Annotated in this window: 11 protein-coding genes; 5 read left to right on the top strand and 6 right to left on the bottom strand. The window is 52.9% G+C overall.

The genetic code is table 11. The annotated features are described in order from the left end of the window. Positions 1 to 4 precede the first annotated feature (4 nt). Together LDN04_RS06250 and LDN04_RS06245 are read right to left on the bottom strand one after the other, a co-directional pair. On the bottom strand, positions 5 to 646 hold the full coding sequence (locus LDN04_RS06250) for a GntR family transcriptional regulator (RefSeq protein WP_223907775.1): 642 nt from the start codon (positions 644 to 646) through the stop codon (positions 5 to 7). Positions 647 to 718: 72 nt separating this feature from the next. Then, on the bottom strand, positions 719 to 1,717 hold the full coding sequence (locus tag LDN04_RS06245; RefSeq protein ID WP_223907773.1) for an amidohydrolase family protein: 999 nt from the start codon (positions 1,715 to 1,717) through the stop codon (positions 719 to 721). A 236-nt stretch (positions 1,718 to 1,953) separates the two neighbouring features. Here LDN04_RS06245 and LDN04_RS06240 point away from each other — a divergent pair, with 236 nt between their 5' ends. From LDN04_RS06240 to LDN04_RS06220, 5 genes are all read left to right on the top strand, one after another. Beyond that, positions 1,954 to 2,238: a DUF6516 family protein gene (locus LDN04_RS06240; protein ID WP_223907770.1), complete on the top strand. Its 285-nt coding sequence runs from the start codon at positions 1,954 to 1,956 to the stop codon at positions 2,236 to 2,238. A 2-nt stretch (positions 2,239 to 2,240) separates the two neighbouring features. After that, positions 2,241 to 2,603: a MarR family transcriptional regulator gene (locus tag LDN04_RS06235; protein ID WP_223907767.1), complete on the top strand. Its 363-nt coding sequence runs from the start codon at positions 2,241 to 2,243 to the stop codon at positions 2,601 to 2,603. A 560-nt stretch (positions 2,604 to 3,163) separates the two neighbouring features. After that, complete coding sequence (locus LDN04_RS06230) at positions 3,164 to 3,757, top strand: hypothetical protein (protein WP_223907765.1); 594 nt, start codon at positions 3,164 to 3,166, stop codon at positions 3,755 to 3,757. Positions 3,758 to 3,865: 108 nt separating this feature from the next. After that, entirely contained in the window at positions 3,866 to 6,754 is a 2,889-nt protein-coding gene (locus LDN04_RS06225) for a toll/interleukin-1 receptor domain-containing protein (protein ID WP_223907763.1), read from the top strand. Between the two features lie 555 nt (positions 6,755 to 7,309). Continuing rightward, complete coding sequence (locus LDN04_RS06220; RefSeq protein WP_223907761.1) at positions 7,310 to 8,083, top strand: hypothetical protein; 774 nt, start codon at positions 7,310 to 7,312, stop codon at positions 8,081 to 8,083. Positions 8,084 to 8,245: 162 nt separating this feature from the next. Here the strand turns inward: LDN04_RS06220 and LDN04_RS06215 are convergent, their stop codons facing one another. From LDN04_RS06215 to LDN04_RS06200, 4 genes are all read right to left on the bottom strand, one after another. Then, entirely contained in the window at positions 8,246 to 9,880 is a 1,635-nt protein-coding gene (locus tag LDN04_RS06215; protein ID WP_223907759.1) for a B12-binding domain-containing radical SAM protein, read from the bottom strand. Positions 9,881 to 10,009: 129 nt separating this feature from the next. Then, on the bottom strand, positions 10,010 to 10,825 hold the full coding sequence (locus LDN04_RS06210) for a 4Fe-4S dicluster domain-containing protein (RefSeq protein ID WP_223907757.1): 816 nt from the start codon (positions 10,823 to 10,825) through the stop codon (positions 10,010 to 10,012). 3 nt (positions 10,826 to 10,828) lie between these two features. Then, positions 10,829 to 13,441, bottom strand: coding sequence for a molybdopterin-dependent oxidoreductase (locus tag LDN04_RS06205; RefSeq protein ID WP_223907753.1), 2,613 nt, complete (start codon positions 13,439 to 13,441; stop codon positions 10,829 to 10,831). Between the two features lie 159 nt (positions 13,442 to 13,600). Continuing rightward, positions 13,601 to 14,359 (bottom strand): IclR family transcriptional regulator, encoded by a 759-nt coding sequence (locus tag LDN04_RS06200; RefSeq protein ID WP_223907748.1) that lies wholly within the window; start codon positions 14,357 to 14,359, stop codon positions 13,601 to 13,603. Positions 14,360 to 14,480: the final 121 nt, after the last annotated feature.

Below are 14,480 nucleotides of genomic sequence, written 5' to 3'. Positions count from 1 at the left end.
CCGATCAATCGAAGATGAACGAATAGATGTACTGCTTGCCGCTCTCAATGTGCTCCGCCACGATCCGCTTCGCCCTTTCCACGTCACGCTGGCCGATCGCCTCCACCAGTTCGTGGTGCTCGGCGGGAACCTGCACCACCCGCTCCCCCTTCAGGGGGCGGATCCGGTGCCGGAGGAATATCCGCTGGTACACCTCGCGGAAATACTCGGCCAGATAATAGTTCCCCGACATCTCGACGATGTAGGCATGGAACTCCTCGTCAAGGCTGAATCTGCCCCTGCTCTGCTTTTCATCCACCGACTGCTTGAACAGGCGCTCCCGCTTCTCCAGCTCTTTGAATTTCGCCGGGGTCAGATTCTGGATGGTCTTTTCGATGGCGCCGAGTTCCAGTATCGTCCTCAGTTCGTACAACTGGTCCGCCTCTTCCTTGGTAATCTGGTGGACCGTATACCCCTGGTTGGGGGTAAAATCCAGAAACCCCTCCTTGTTGAGGAGGCTCAGGGCGTTGTTGACCGGGGTGCGACTCACCCCGAGCTTTTCCGCCAGATCCGCAAACGTCAGGCGCTGCCCCGGAGTAATTTCGTAATCGAGCATCATCTGTTTAATCTTCTGGTAGACAACATTATTCAGATTTCTCTCGCCCATAGTCACCAATCCTTTGAAGTGGACCGCGGTGGGGCGGGGTTGCCCGTAGGACAACCCCGCCCCACCACCATGTCACTTCACCCATTTTTTGTATTTTTTAGGCACTTCGATGTTCAGGAGCTTCGCCAGATTTATCCCCAGCATGTTCGCCCGATCCTGGTCCGTGATGGGAGGATATCCCCACCCTTCCTGCAGATCCTTCGGAATCTTGAGGTTGAGGATCGCCTGGACCTGCAGATCGGCGGGAGCGGCCGGCCAGTCGGTGCCGAACACGATTTTTTCGCTGCCGAGCATCATGTTCATGATGCTGCCGACCATGTGGGCAAGCTTGACCGGCGCGTAGTAGAGCGGTCCGAGCATGCCGCTCATCCCGATATAAAGATTCTTGTGCTTCCAGGCAAGGGCGTTCAGCGTTTCGTGTTCGGGCCAGCCGAAGTGGTAGGCGACGATCTTGAGCTCCGGAAACGCTAAACATATATCATCAAGTTGCATCGGTCTGCAATAGTCAGAATGCCCTCCGACGGCGAGGCCGGTATGGATGAACACCACAACGCCCAGCTCCTGGCACCTTTCGTAAAAAGGCATCATATCCTTGTGGTTGATCGGCCCGCCGTCTTCCGGCGAATAGACCTTGGTGCACTTGAAACCGTACTCCGTGTGGAGGATCTCCAGCTCCTTGATGGCATTCTTGACGCCGCGGTTGAGGTGCGGGCCGACGTTGGAGCAGCCGATGATCCGGTTCGGATACTGCTCCATTGCCTCGATGACATGGTAGTTGGTGGAGCAGGGAACGCCGTTGTAGGAAAGGCCGAGGAACGACTCACGCAGCATGCAGGCCATGTCGATGCCCGCAGTGTCCATGTCGGCAATCAGCCCTTCCTTGGTCCAGTCGGCCGGCTTTTCACGCCGCTCGCCCGTAACGGGATTGGTGCACCACCATCTCCCCGTCGGCGATTCTTCGGGTTTGGAAAAATAGCGCGTGCCAGGGTAGTAGTTGATATGCTTCCTGAAGTCGAGAGGCATGGTATGCGCCTCACAATCAATGATTAAGAAGTCTTTCGCCGTCGCCATTTTCCCTTCCCCCTTTTCACCATGATTGGTTGCACGATTAAGTATCGCGGTTTGTTTTCATGCAATATTACATGTAATGTTGCATTTGTCAACAAATATTTTTTCAGGAACGTGCGGTGCGGAATTTACGCGAAAGGCGCGGGAAAGAGCGCAGGAGTTATTCTGCCACATTCCCCGCCCCTGCTCTTGAATATTTATTCTTGCCCTGCCGTCTTATTGATGGCATATTACACCATATGGCCGCGAAACTTCTTCATCGCTCCAGATTTGTTTATGACGACGGCTCTCTGCGAGAAATGGTTCTCTGGCAGGTGCCGAGCACGATTCATCATCCGGATGGCCTGAAATACCGGCTCTACTACGGGGATAGCGAGGGGAATTGCCTGGTGCGGTACGACAACGAACGGGGCAAGGGGGATCACCGACACGGAATCGATGGGGAACAACCCTATCGTTTTACGGATGTCGATGCACTCGTCGCTGATTTTCTGGCTGACATCAAGCGTATTCGAGGAGAGTAGGGATGGACAAAAACATACGGGTTGAAATCAGGGATGCGGAAGACTCTGCCCAGGAGTTCGTCAAGGCCTGGCGGCGGGCCGAAGCTGGCGAGCCGGTTGAAGAGCCGGTTGAACGGCTCTACTTCCAGGATCTCGGCGTACTGCTCCAGGCGCTGACGCCGCGCCGGCTCGAACTCCTCAGGCGGCTGCACGATGACGGGCCGGAAAGCGTGCGCGCTCTCGCCAAAAAACTGTCGCGGGATTACAAGAACGTCTACAACGATGTTCAGGCGCTGGAGCGCGTGGGGCTGATTATACGCACTGCCGACAAGCGTCTGTCGGCGCCATGGGATCGGGTGATTGCGGAGATCCGACTGGCGGCGTGAGGGGAATCCCTCTAAATTCCTTCCAAGGCCCCTTCACCCGAAGGGGCCTTTTTTTCGGCAAGAACGGCCGGGGCTCACGCGACGGCGCAACGAGCGCGACGGGAATCCACACCGATGGCTGATTCTAACGACCCCATCGCGTAGTCGCCCATACTACGGGGATGCAGGGGCAAAAACTTCCTTGACACCCGCCGTCGAGAGGATTACAACCGTCTAATCGACACAACGCTGCAGCCACAGGGGACGAATCGCCATGAAACTGCCCAATCTCTTCAATCAGAACGCCCGCACAGGCTCAGAACCGGCCGGGCGTTTTGCGTCAATACATTATCGATTCGCAATGGCAGTACGACTGAACGGAATTGTAAAAGCATATAGACCGCCGCCGTAGCAATTGTCGTCATTTCTCGCGCTATTGGGTTTATTTTGCGTAAAGGGAACTCAAAGAGACGGCAATAAACACAGCACTTTGCCAGAGGTTCTCAGTGAAAAATATGATTGGTTTTTTTGTCGTGCATGAATTTCATATGTTGAAAGATTTCTGCAATTTTATAGAATCTTTGATCGACCAAGAAGTTAAGAGGCTAAATGAAGAATACGAATTAAAATTAAAAAATGTAGATGACGGTGTAAAGTACTCTATGGGGGAATATTATGGAAGCATGATGTACCAAATTGGGGAAGAATTCTCTGACATTCATTGGAATTCAATATACTGCACAGCTTATAACTTATTTGAAGTAAAGCTAAGTGATATTTGTAAGCATCTTCAAGTATATACGAAGAATAAGATAACTTTAAAGGATATTGCTGGTAGCGGAATAGAACAATGCAAGATTTATTTGAGTAAAGTTTATGAAATATCAACGCCATTTGCTACAGATGAGTGGAAACATATTTCAAACTTCTGCAAAATAAGAAACGTTATAGTCCATACCGGTGGATTTCTAGACCTGGACAACAAAAACCACAAAGTTGTTTATGATTATTGTAAAGCGTCATACAGAGGTGAAACTGAGTTATCTGAGACAACCATTAACAACAAGACAACAGGAACAATGAAATTAAAGGCACCTCTCGTTTATCGTGCTCTGGATAATTACGGCAAATTTTTTGATGAATTATTGAAGACCTTGAGTGCGTACGGATATTAATATACGACGAAAACACCATAACCAGCGATCAGACCATGACCGGGTACGAGGCGCCCGGCAGGTCAAGCGCAGCCCCGTTGGTCACAATGAAATAAATAAGGAATTATTATGAACAAAACAAAGATATTCCTCTCTTACAGTTGGGACTCAGAGACTCACAAAGAATGGGTTCGGAAGCTAGCCGACGCGCTGGAAGAATTTAAAGAGCTACACGTCGTTTGGGATGGATACGACTTAGATGCTCTCACAGACAAAAATAAATTTATGGAAGCGGGCATCTACGAATCAGACTACATTATTGTTACCGCGACAAAGAAGTATAAAGAAAAAGCCGACAATCGTTTAGGCGGTGTAGGCATTGAGACATATCTTGCTTCAGCCGTTCATTGGGATGGGCTCCAGAAGCAGGACAAAACTAAGGTAATTGTTGCTCTGCGAGAACCCGACTCCGTTCCCAATTACTTGAAGGGCCACCTACACATCGATTTTACAGTCGACGAAAGATACAATGAGTCCGAGGCCATCCTTCTGCAATACTTAAGAAATGAGTCAACAGTTTCACGTCCACAAAAACGCCGTAGTCTTACATCAGATGAGCACATTTACACGTTCACCAAAGTAGAAGATCTCATAAGAATTGGTCACACGAATCGACGGCCTATCGTTAACAAAGAGCAGGGGACAAATTTTTCAGGCTCGAATCGTATCAAGTATGAGCTATGGGAAACGAAATCGCCAGCCCTCGCCTATTATCTTGCGCTCGCCAGTAACATCAATATTACTCAAACAGTGAACCACGCAATTGAACAATTCAAAATATCTGGAATTCGGCCTACCGACCTTACGGTACTTCGGCCTCGATCTGGACGCGTTGAACAGGCGTTAATCCCAGGGTTATTCAGTCAGGCTGGCATTCGTACACAAATTCATGAGCTCACATATAAGGACTATATATGGAAGTTCTGCATCGATGAAAGTTTGAAGGGCTCTGATCCCCCTTCTGAGATTGCCAACTACACTGATCAAAGTCTCAACTATGAGAATGACCAACGTGATCTGGTTGTTGCACCTTCTGCAAGGGATTTGCTCGTTAACCAACTGCAACAACCATCGTCTACGAGCGCTCATCTAGTTATTGCTTCAGGCGGGATGGGCAAGACATCACTTTGTCTTGCTGTTGCCGCAACTCTTCACAATAGGCAAGACCTGCACTCATCAGTAATTCTGGTCCAGGCAGAGTCTATCAAGAGATACGTTGCGGAGAACGGTGTGCTGGGTGCTCGAATTGATTCGGTCTTTCAGTTATACGAACTTTATGCACGGCACCATCATTTCGACCAAGTATTCGATCGCAACACGTTTGAACTAGCATTTCTTAGTGGCAACCTAGTTGTCATCATTGATGGTCTAGACGAGTTTGTATCGCTATTCCCAGACACTTTTAATCTAGATGTCTTCCTCGCCTCACTCGCTCAATTCCATGGCGAACTGGGGAGTAGCGCTGTCCTCCTGACAACACGAAACAGCCAGCTTGTTGAACAGGCTAGACTTGAGGAGCTTTCGATTGAAAGATACGATTTGCTCGGCTTCGACAGGTCGACCTGTGAAGCATACCTGAATCGTCGTTTCAAAAAGTACTCCGACGGTAAAGTTATTGTCGCAAAGGTTCTGTCACAGATCGACAAGGTCCAACTGCACGATCAAGACGGAAGGGTTGTTCCTTTCTTCGCTGATATTGCAGCTACGGTCGTTGAAGACGGGCTGAAAGATAACAGGTCGGAAGAACTAGAAATCAGTGAGGACCCCACTCCCTACCCCTCCAACAATGATCTTACTGACCACATCATTCACTCAGTGATGCGTCGGGAAGAAGTTCGACATGGCCTAGATTTGTCTGTCGGTGATGTTGTTCAGCTTCTCTCGGGTCTGGTGGCGGACTTTTCAAAACGCTGGCCAATTTCAGAGATGCTCGAAAGGCTCACACTCCTTTACGATAACAGAGGGCCTGTGCTTAATGCAAAGATTGGACTGAACCCACTTCTTGTTCAAACCGAAGACAGCATTGAGTTGCGCTACAGCTTTCTGGCGTCATACTTCGAGGTCGTACACCTGCTTGATGGATTATATCGCCATAGCCTTGAGCGGGAATTCATAAGATCTCTTGCCCGTCTTAGCATAGAAGCCAACGAGTTCCGTGAACTCAAACGATACTTTTCAACGCGCAGAGACGAACTCATTCAGTCGGCAGCAACTCTAATATCACGCCTTCGAAAAAACGCGGAACAGCAAGACCCCGCTCGTCAGACTGATGTAGAACTGACTCGTCGTGCAATTGCGTCACTCCTCAACTTAGCGGCTCAAGTTGTCGGAGGCTCCGCTCAGCACATAACCGAAACTGTCCTCAGGCTTTACGGCATGAATCCAATGATTGGTTCATCGGTAACAATATCTGGCCTTCACTTGCGAGGCGAATTTCCAACGATGGATTTCTCTAATCTGACGGTTACCAATTCTCGCTTTACTGGATATAAAAAGTTACTTGCCTGCAAATTTCAGAATACGCGATTCATGTACTGTTCGTTCGATCTTTGTTTCGATCAGTCAATACAGACGTCCTCTCTTGATCCTCAGTCGCTCGATCAAACTTGCGAACTAGGAGACCTGCGTGAATTTCTGACACTCGCGCGTGCTGGAAAACAGGCTGAAAATCGTATGGTTGAGGCAGAAGCAAGAAAGTTCTTACACAGTTTTTTCAAAGGAGATCGCTTTACAGACAACAAGAAGGCTCATATTAAATTCTCAACGAAGGTGCCGGGACTTGCCGACAAAAAGTTTGATCGAATTGTTAGCGCTGGTTACGTTACATTAAAGCGCGAAAAGGAGATCGATAACTTTTATGAAATTGCCGATGGGTTCAGGCCTAGCGTGAGGAGGCTATTAACCGACAACTATACAGATTCAACCATGCGGAAATTCCTCGCTTTCCTGCGTGGTTGAGCTAAGGAAAGGCTTATGCGACGTTCTGTAGTTCAGGAGAAGTCAGTGGGGCGTACATAAATGGAATAAATGAATAAATAGTGTAATAATGCAGGAATAAATAGGAATAAATAGGGACACTTCCCTATTTTTCGGCTTCGATCCTTTAGTTATTGAAACAAAAAGCACAAAAAAAAGAACAAAAAGGGGGACAGATTTATTTTCTGTCCCCCTTAGGGATAAATAGGGACACTTCCCATATTTGACCATTAAATTGGGAAGTGTCCCTATTTTTCAAACTGGAAAAACATCGTTAATAATTCAAGTCTTAATGAGCAACACTGGCTGTTGTTATACGAAGCTATTGGACAGGGATGGCTCACCCCATCTAGGCGCAATGACCCAGCACTTGCTGACCCCTTCTTCAATCACCTGCGTACACAAGGAGTCACTTTCTATGATTCTACGGTTACACTCGATATTCCAGAACCTCCCGGGCCAGGAACATATTAAGTAACCTCCCAAAATATAGGATATTAGAGAAGAGAGATCTTCCAATTACGAGTTGGACCGAAAATGAAAAAGTGCCCTCTCTGCGAAAAAGATACAACAACACTCCACCGTAGGAGCCATCTGCTTCCTGAGTGGATGTACAGCGAGGTGTATGACAGCCGCCACAAGCTGATTAACGTCAAAGTTGACAGGCGTCACGTAAACAAAAAACAGAAGGGATATTACGAAACTATCATCTGCGAAACCTGTGAAATTGAATCTCAGGTTTATGACCGGTATGGCAGCTTAATCCTCGGAAATAAGAATGCTCAGGCTCCTGAGGTTGCTTCAATTGTGGTTGCACAACGCTCCGGCCATACAAGTACAGGTGATCAGCATTATAGCCACTGGCAGAACGTTGATTTTTGTAAATTGCAGAAGTTTGTCTATGCCTGCGTGTTGCGGAGTCACTTGGCGGAACAGAAAGAAGGAAATTATCTTCTTGTGGACAAGCATTTCAAAAGGATGAGAGAACTTTACCGAAACCCACAATGCAAGGATGACTCTACCTACCCAGTACAAGTAGTTAAGTTTATTGATGCTGACACTACGAAAAACCTGATTTATTTGCCTTTTCGAAACAAAATAGACGGGCACTCTGTCGTCGAGTTTGCAGGTGGTGGATACATGTTTCGGGTGTTCGTTTCCAGCCACAGAAAACCCAGCCATGTTACTGAGGTTATGTTGAATGCATCAGGCAGCCTGTACATGCTACATTTCTCAATAAAAGATGTCGGAACTTTTAAATCAACGTTGCCGGTACTTGTTGAATTGGCAAAGAAATTTCCAGATCCCTAGGCCCAACCCGCGGCGGCACACGGTCTTCGCTGCGCTCCGCCGGTGCGCCTTGTGACGTTCAAGCCACAGCCCCCCTCGCCACAGACAACAAAAACGCCGTGCGTCCCTTGATTCAAGGACTGCACGGCGTTTCCCATTCTGCTTCACTTCCGCCTTCCGCACCTATTGAAGAAACGACTCCACCGGCCGATTGAGAAAGTGCTCGTGCTTGAGCTTCAGCGCCGCCACGGCGGCTTCCCGCTCCGCCCCCTCCCCCATCGTCATGATCCGGTTTATCTCCGCAACCACCTCCCGGTCCAGGACGGTCCGTATCCGCTCGGCAAGGGCCTGCTTGTAATCATAGAGGCCGGACTTCTCCCGCTGCTCGGTGGAGAACCGCACGGTGTCGAGAATGAGATCCACCAGCGTGGCATTGTCCATGAGCTCGGTCTCGTAGTTAAGCCACTGGTGCCAGGAGGGCTGGGAGAGGCCGCCGACGTACTCTTCGAGATTTTTGTAGAGGAGCTTGTAGCCGTGCTTCTCCGGATCGTCGAACGCCGGGGAGCCGGGATCGAGGACGATGGGGCCGACAATGGGGCCACCCAGCGGGACGTCGACCATGCCGGCCGCCTGGGAAGAGCGGTCGATGGCGGTGAGCTTCTCCCATATCTCCCAGGTCTTCTTCACGTCATCGGCGGTTTCTCCCGCCAACCCCACGGAGAAGAAGGTGGTGACCGGCAGGCGGTACTTGTGGCAGAGCTCGACGGTCCGGAGCAGTTCTTCGTTGGAGTAGGGACGCCCCAGCCTCCGGCGCACCTCGTCCGAGCCGGTGTCCGGGCAGAGATGCATCACCACCTGCCGGCCGATCTTGGACGCCTCCCGGATGAATTCCTCGTCCGCCGGGACGAGCAGGTCCAGGGAGAGCCGCTCGATCTCCACTTTTTCCTTGGCAAGGCCGGACAGGAGCTCCCGCCAGTACTTCCTCCCCCCCATGCGGGGGTCCTGGTAGAGGCCGATGAAGTGGACCCCCTGGTCGTTGAGCTTCTTGATGTCGGTGATGATCTTCGCCGGGCTCCGGAAGGCGGGCTTCCCCATCCCCAGGTGGGTCTTGTAGGTGTAAGCCGAGCCGCCGCAGATGGCGCAGTTGTAGATGCAGCCGCGGCAGACCGTCAGACTCCAGCGGGGGGGTGCATTGGGGGGATAGACCGAGGTCCCCGGCTCCAGGAGGTCGAAGCGGGTGAACTCGAAGTCGTCCAGGTCGGTGCTGGCCGGCATGAGGGGGGTTACCCGCACCTCCCCCTCCCCGGTCCGGTAGGTCAGGTTGGGGGTGTCGGTGATCCGGCCGTGCTGCTCATAGGCCCGCACGAACTGCAGCAGTGCTTTCTCCCCCTCGGCCCGGATGACGGCATCGACGAAGTCGTACTTGCGGATGATTTCTTCGTGGAAACGGGTGGCGGTCAGCCCCCCCATGACGACGACGGAGCCGGGGTGAAACTTCTTGCAGAGCCGCGCCACCTCCAGCGCCCCCTGGGCATGTTGCTGGAAATGGAGACCGATGGCGATGATCGGGGCCGACAGGTTTCTGAGATGCTCATCGGCATCGAAGGTGGGGCTGGCAACCATCCGGTCCCCCAGATTGTCCACCTTCGCCCGGTAGCCGTGCCGGTCCAGGTACTCGGCCATGCTGAGCATGCCGATGGGGACCTTGTTGAACTGCACCTGTTCCACCGAGGCGCCCAGGGCACCGGGGAAGAGGGGCTTCTTGCGAAAATCGTAGACCGCCGGCGGATGTATGATAATGACGTCGTGGCTGCTCATGCTGACGGTCCTCTTGTAACGCTGAAAATCCGGACAGAATCGTTGGGGTAAACGCGGGAGAATTCCCGCCGGTTAAAACGAAACCGGGGCACAAGGCCCCGGTTTCTGTACGGATCGGCCTGGTGAAAACTACACCAGTTTCATCGGTATGTCACCCAGATTTACCGCGTTTGTCGCGTCGATCGTATCGATCACTTGCGTTTTGCCGCTTTTCTCGATGGTCAACGAGTACTCCCGTTTTTCACCGGGCAGGTCATTGAACCAGAAGTCACCGAAGTTGTCGGTTTCCACCGTAAGGGTCTGATCGCCGGCCTTGTCCTTCAGAGTGCAGACCGCGCCAATCACGACCTCTTTCTCGACCGGGTCATAGATGGTTCCGGCGACAAAATCCTTGGGTGCGTTCAGATAGTAAACCCGTCCTTTGCAGCTATTGGCCTTGAGCGGCTCGGCTTTGGCGATCTGCTCCGCGAAATCGGACTCTTCGCCGAATTTCAGGGCTCCGGTCGGGCAGGAATCAACGCAACGGGGAACATCCCAGTTATCGTCGATCAGATGGGCGCAACCGGTACACTTCTGGGAGATATTGAGGTCCTCGTTGAAATAGATCATGCCGTTCGGGCAGGTATCCGGGCACAGCTTGCAGCCGGTACATTTCTGCGGATCTATGACAATCAGGCCGTCCGGGCGCCGGTAGATCGCCCCCGATTTGCACTGGGCCATGCATTTGGCATCGTCGCAGTGCAAGCACATATTCGGGGTATAGGCCATCTTGACCTTTGGCACGCTGCCTCTGATCGTCTCCTGAACCTTGATCCAGAACTGGCCGGTATCGGGCTGCGGCTTGGCGTAAGGGGTCCAGTCGTTTGCCACGTGCTCATCCTTGCAGCCAATCTGGCAGCAGTAACATCCGTTGCATATTGAAAGATCAACGATAAAAGCTTTCATGTTCTACACCTCCCTGTCGTTAATGACCCACGCGTCAAAACGGAGTCCCGCGGCGGAATCATACGTTCTCTCGAAGGCCGCCGGGTTTTCGCTTCTCCACTCTGCCCACTCTTCGGGCAAAACCTTGCCGACCTGCACCAGGTATCCGCTGGTAGCCTGACCAACGCAGTTCTCGGAGGTGATGCCGTCGGGAGAAATGGTGTTGATCGCGCCGCCCCGGTCTACTTTCCCCGGTATGATCGGGTCGATGCGGGCCCCGTGGTCGATGTAGGCGACGCCCGGCATCAGCCGCTCCGTCACGTATGCGCCGACCAGAACGATGCCGCGCTCGTTGAATACCTTGATGACGTCGCCGTGCTTGATGCCACGTTTCGCGGCTTCCGACGTATGCAGCCAGAGCGGCTCGTACTTGTAGCCATCGAACCCGGTGATCTTGCAGGTCGGTGCCTCCCTGGTCCAGGTAATGTCGTCGCACTGCGAATGTACCCGCCACCTGCCATGGTTGGACATGAGGAGCAGCGGATAGTCCTTCGTCCTGACGCTCGACAATCTCTCGTCATGCATGTCGCTTTTTTCGATCCACTGCGGGCTGGGGGGCCGTTCCTTGTCATCGGGGAAGTGCTTGGCCAGCCGCTCCGAGTAGAACTCAAGCTTCCGCGAGGGGGTTCCGAGCGGACTTTTTTCCGGATTCTCCGCAAACCGGCTGAATCCGGCGGGATCGCTCTCCCAGTCCTTGGCAGCGGAGTAGAGATAATATCCCTTCTCGCTGAACTCCTCCCAGGTGGTCAGTTTGTCCAGGTTCATGTACTCGAACACCTTCTTCTGGATCTCTTCGGTGGTTGCCCCCTCGGAAACCTGCTCTCCGTAGCCGAGTTTTTTGGCGACCTCGAGCACGATTTCAAAGTCGCTCTTTGACTCCCCTACCGGCTCCACTGCCTTGTGGCAGAGCATGACGTCGGCAAACTGCCCTCCCTGCCGTATGTTCGTAACGATGTCCTCAACTTCCATGTGGGTGTTGGCCGGCAAAATGATATCGGCAAACAGGCAGTCGTTCTCCAGCCAGGGGTGCTGGGCCAGGATGCATTCGACCTCGGGGCTGCGCAGCGCTTCCTCGGTCTCGTTGCCGCCGTTCCAGCAGGTAGTCCTGCAGGGGGTGTCCGTCCACATCATCCGTATTCTCGTTTCCGGCTCCGTTACAAGGGGGAAACTGTGTTCCTTGAACTGGGAGGCGACGGACCCTTCGATGGCGCCGGTACCCATGAACTTCAGCGGCTCCGTCGACTTGTTCGCCAGGGCTTTATGGACAAGGGTCTTCGGCAGCGCCGATTCCTGCCAGTTGGCAACCGACGACAGCACGGGCAGTGCCAGCCTTTCCATGATCTCCGGGTTCCAGAAGGAGGTGCCGGTAAGACCTTCCATGCGGGGCATGCCGAAGTAAGAGAGCTGGTGCTGGTGAACACCCGGCTTGCCCAAGCCCTGCATCCCCAACAGACAGATTTCCAATCGTGCCGGCTCGTGGGACCACGGACCGCGGATGTACCCGCCACCGAAGTAGTGGGCGATGGAGGTCACCTTGCGGGCGAATTCCCTGGCCAGTGCCTTGATGGTCCATTCAGGCACGCCGCACTTGCCCGACGCCCATTCGGGAGTATGAACAACGCCGTCAACTTTACCGAGTACGTAGTCGGAAAACTTATCGAAGCCGACGACATGTGTTTCCACGTATTCCTTGTCGTAGAGGCCTTCGGTGATCCAGATATAGGCAATCGCCAACTGCAGGGCCGCATCGGTATTAGGCAGGACCGGAATCCACTTGTCGGCATGGATCGCGGCGCCGTAGTTCAGATCGGGACAGATGTAAACCTGCTTGATGCCGATATCTTTCCAGTAATACATCAGGCTGCTGGTAAACTGGCCGGTAAATCCCCACGGGGTCGTCTCCGGATCGCACCCCCAGAACAGCACCATTTCCGAGTGTTCGGTGGAGTCCTTGACTATGTTGTGGGCCGGCCAGTACATGCCTTGGACACCTTGCCCCCACACATGCTTCGCTCCCCAGTACCACCCTTCCCAGCTGTCGGCATTGCGCACCTGGAGGGTAAAACCACCCATGTGGTCGAGCAGGATGCCGGGCTGGCCATGGGGCGTATTGATGGTCTTGCACTCGCCGTGACCGTCCCCCTGCATGAGAATGGCATTGACGCCGTACTTCCCATGGATGCGGGTAATCTCGTTGGCAATGATCGTGGTCACATCATCCCACGAAATCCGCCGGTACTTGCTCTTGCCGCGGTTCTGGGGGTTTCTTTCGCCATTGGGGTCCCAGTCGACCCGTATGAGCGGATACTTGATCCGGTTGGGTGAATACACCCGCTTCTTGTAGGCCAGGGAGAAGGGGGACGGCATCGACTTCCAGGTCGGTTCCAGCGTCTTGCCGTTCTTTTCGAACTTCCAGGTCCGGATCGACTCCCGGTCATACTTGTAGTCGAAGCGGAACGGCCTGACCCGCAGAATCTTTCCGTCCTTGACATCGACCATCCCCTCCGCGCCACCGCCGTAAAAACCGCCAAGCCCGAGGGATCTGAATACTGTCTTGTCGCCTTTTGTATCTGACATGCGTTGTGGACCTCCTTCCGTCGTTGTGTGTAACAAATACCCAGCAGCTGCAATATTGCATAAAATATTACATGCAATACATGCGACAACACTCATAATCCCGAACAACGCTCCGCACGCCCCCGCGTATCTCAACCATGGGGGAATTCCAGCCGAAAATCATGTCGTGTAGTACCCCATCTTCCGGGATATCTCGGCCGCCGTATGCAGCAGGTCATCCGCCAGCGTATCCTTGTTCTTTCCCAGCAGGTTTGCCGGGGTATCGGAAAGGCTGATACCGCCGACCACCCGCCGCGACCTGCCGAATACCGGTGCCCCGAGGGCGGCAAGACCGGGTATCATCTCTTCACTCGAAATCGCATACCCCCGTTCCCTGGTCTGCTCCATGTCATGACGGAGTTCTTCGGGATTCAGGATGGTCGCTCGGGCGTGCCGGACAAAATCGAGGTCGCGCAGATAGCTATCTACCTCTTCCGGATCCAGGAAGGGGAGCACCGCCTTTCCTATGCCAGAACAGTAGGCGGGGACCCGGGGACCCAGCTGGTGCGAGAGGTTGTCTTCCGACTTGGGGAGCGCCACCAGCGTTATGAGGATGGAACCGCTGTCCCATACCCCGACGCGGGTAACGACGCCGGTGCGATTGGCAAGCCCCTGCGCCAGGCGCGACGACTTGGCATTGATCTCCAGGTTGCTGAAGTACACCATCCCCAGTTCGAAGAGCTTCGAACCGATGCCGTACTTGAGCGTCTCGGGATCCTGCTGCAGAAACCCCTGCTTTTCCAGGGTGGTCACGAGGCCCCAGGCGGTCGCCTTGTTCAGCCCCAGGGCCGCAGCGATCTGGGTGATCCCGAGCGCCGGCTGGGACGAGGAAAAGAGGGAGATGATGTCGGTTGCTCTTTTAACGGATTGAATCGCCATATGTATGACCATTCCATATCTTTTATTACATTATCAAACTGAGGCAATAATAACCGAACTTTTTTCCCCTGTCAATTAAATAAATCATTGTTTTACGCATCGGGGAATTTATTTCGGAGAT

The organism is Geobacter sp. AOG1, from assembly GCF_019972315.1.
Taxonomy (GTDB): Bacteria; Desulfobacterota; Desulfuromonadia; order Geobacterales; family Geobacteraceae; genus Geomobilimonas.
The sequence above is the reverse complement of the archived record's forward strand: the minus strand, read 5'-3'. Positions and strand labels throughout refer to the sequence as shown.

Coding starts and splice junctions, on each gene's coding strand:
- LDN04_RS06250 (WP_223907775.1), bottom strand. CDS start 646: ATGGGCGAGAGAAATCTGAATAATGTTGTCTACCAGAAGATTAAACAG.
- LDN04_RS06240 (WP_223907770.1), top strand. CDS start 1,954: ATGGCCGCGAAACTTCTTCATCGCTCCAGATTTGTTTATGACGACGGC.
- LDN04_RS06235 (WP_223907767.1), top strand. CDS start 2,241: ATGGACAAAAACATACGGGTTGAAATCAGGGATGCGGAAGACTCTGCC.
- LDN04_RS06200 (WP_223907748.1), bottom strand. CDS start 14,359: ATGGCGATTCAATCCGTTAAAAGAGCAACCGACATCATCTCCCTCTTT.
- LDN04_RS06225 (WP_223907763.1), top strand. CDS start 3,866: ATGAACAAAACAAAGATATTCCTCTCTTACAGTTGGGACTCAGAGACT.
- LDN04_RS06210 (WP_223907757.1), bottom strand. CDS start 10,825: ATGAAAGCTTTTATCGTTGATCTTTCAATATGCAACGGATGTTACTGC.
- LDN04_RS06220 (WP_223907761.1), top strand. CDS start 7,310: ATGAAAAAGTGCCCTCTCTGCGAAAAAGATACAACAACACTCCACCGT.
- LDN04_RS06215 (WP_223907759.1), bottom strand. CDS start 9,880: ATGAGCAGCCACGACGTCATTATCATACATCCGCCGGCGGTCTACGAT.
- LDN04_RS06205 (WP_223907753.1), bottom strand. CDS start 13,441: ATGTCAGATACAAAAGGCGACAAGACAGTATTCAGATCCCTCGGGCTT.
- LDN04_RS06245 (WP_223907773.1), bottom strand. CDS start 1,717: ATGGCGACGGCGAAAGACTTCTTAATCATTGATTGTGAGGCGCATACC.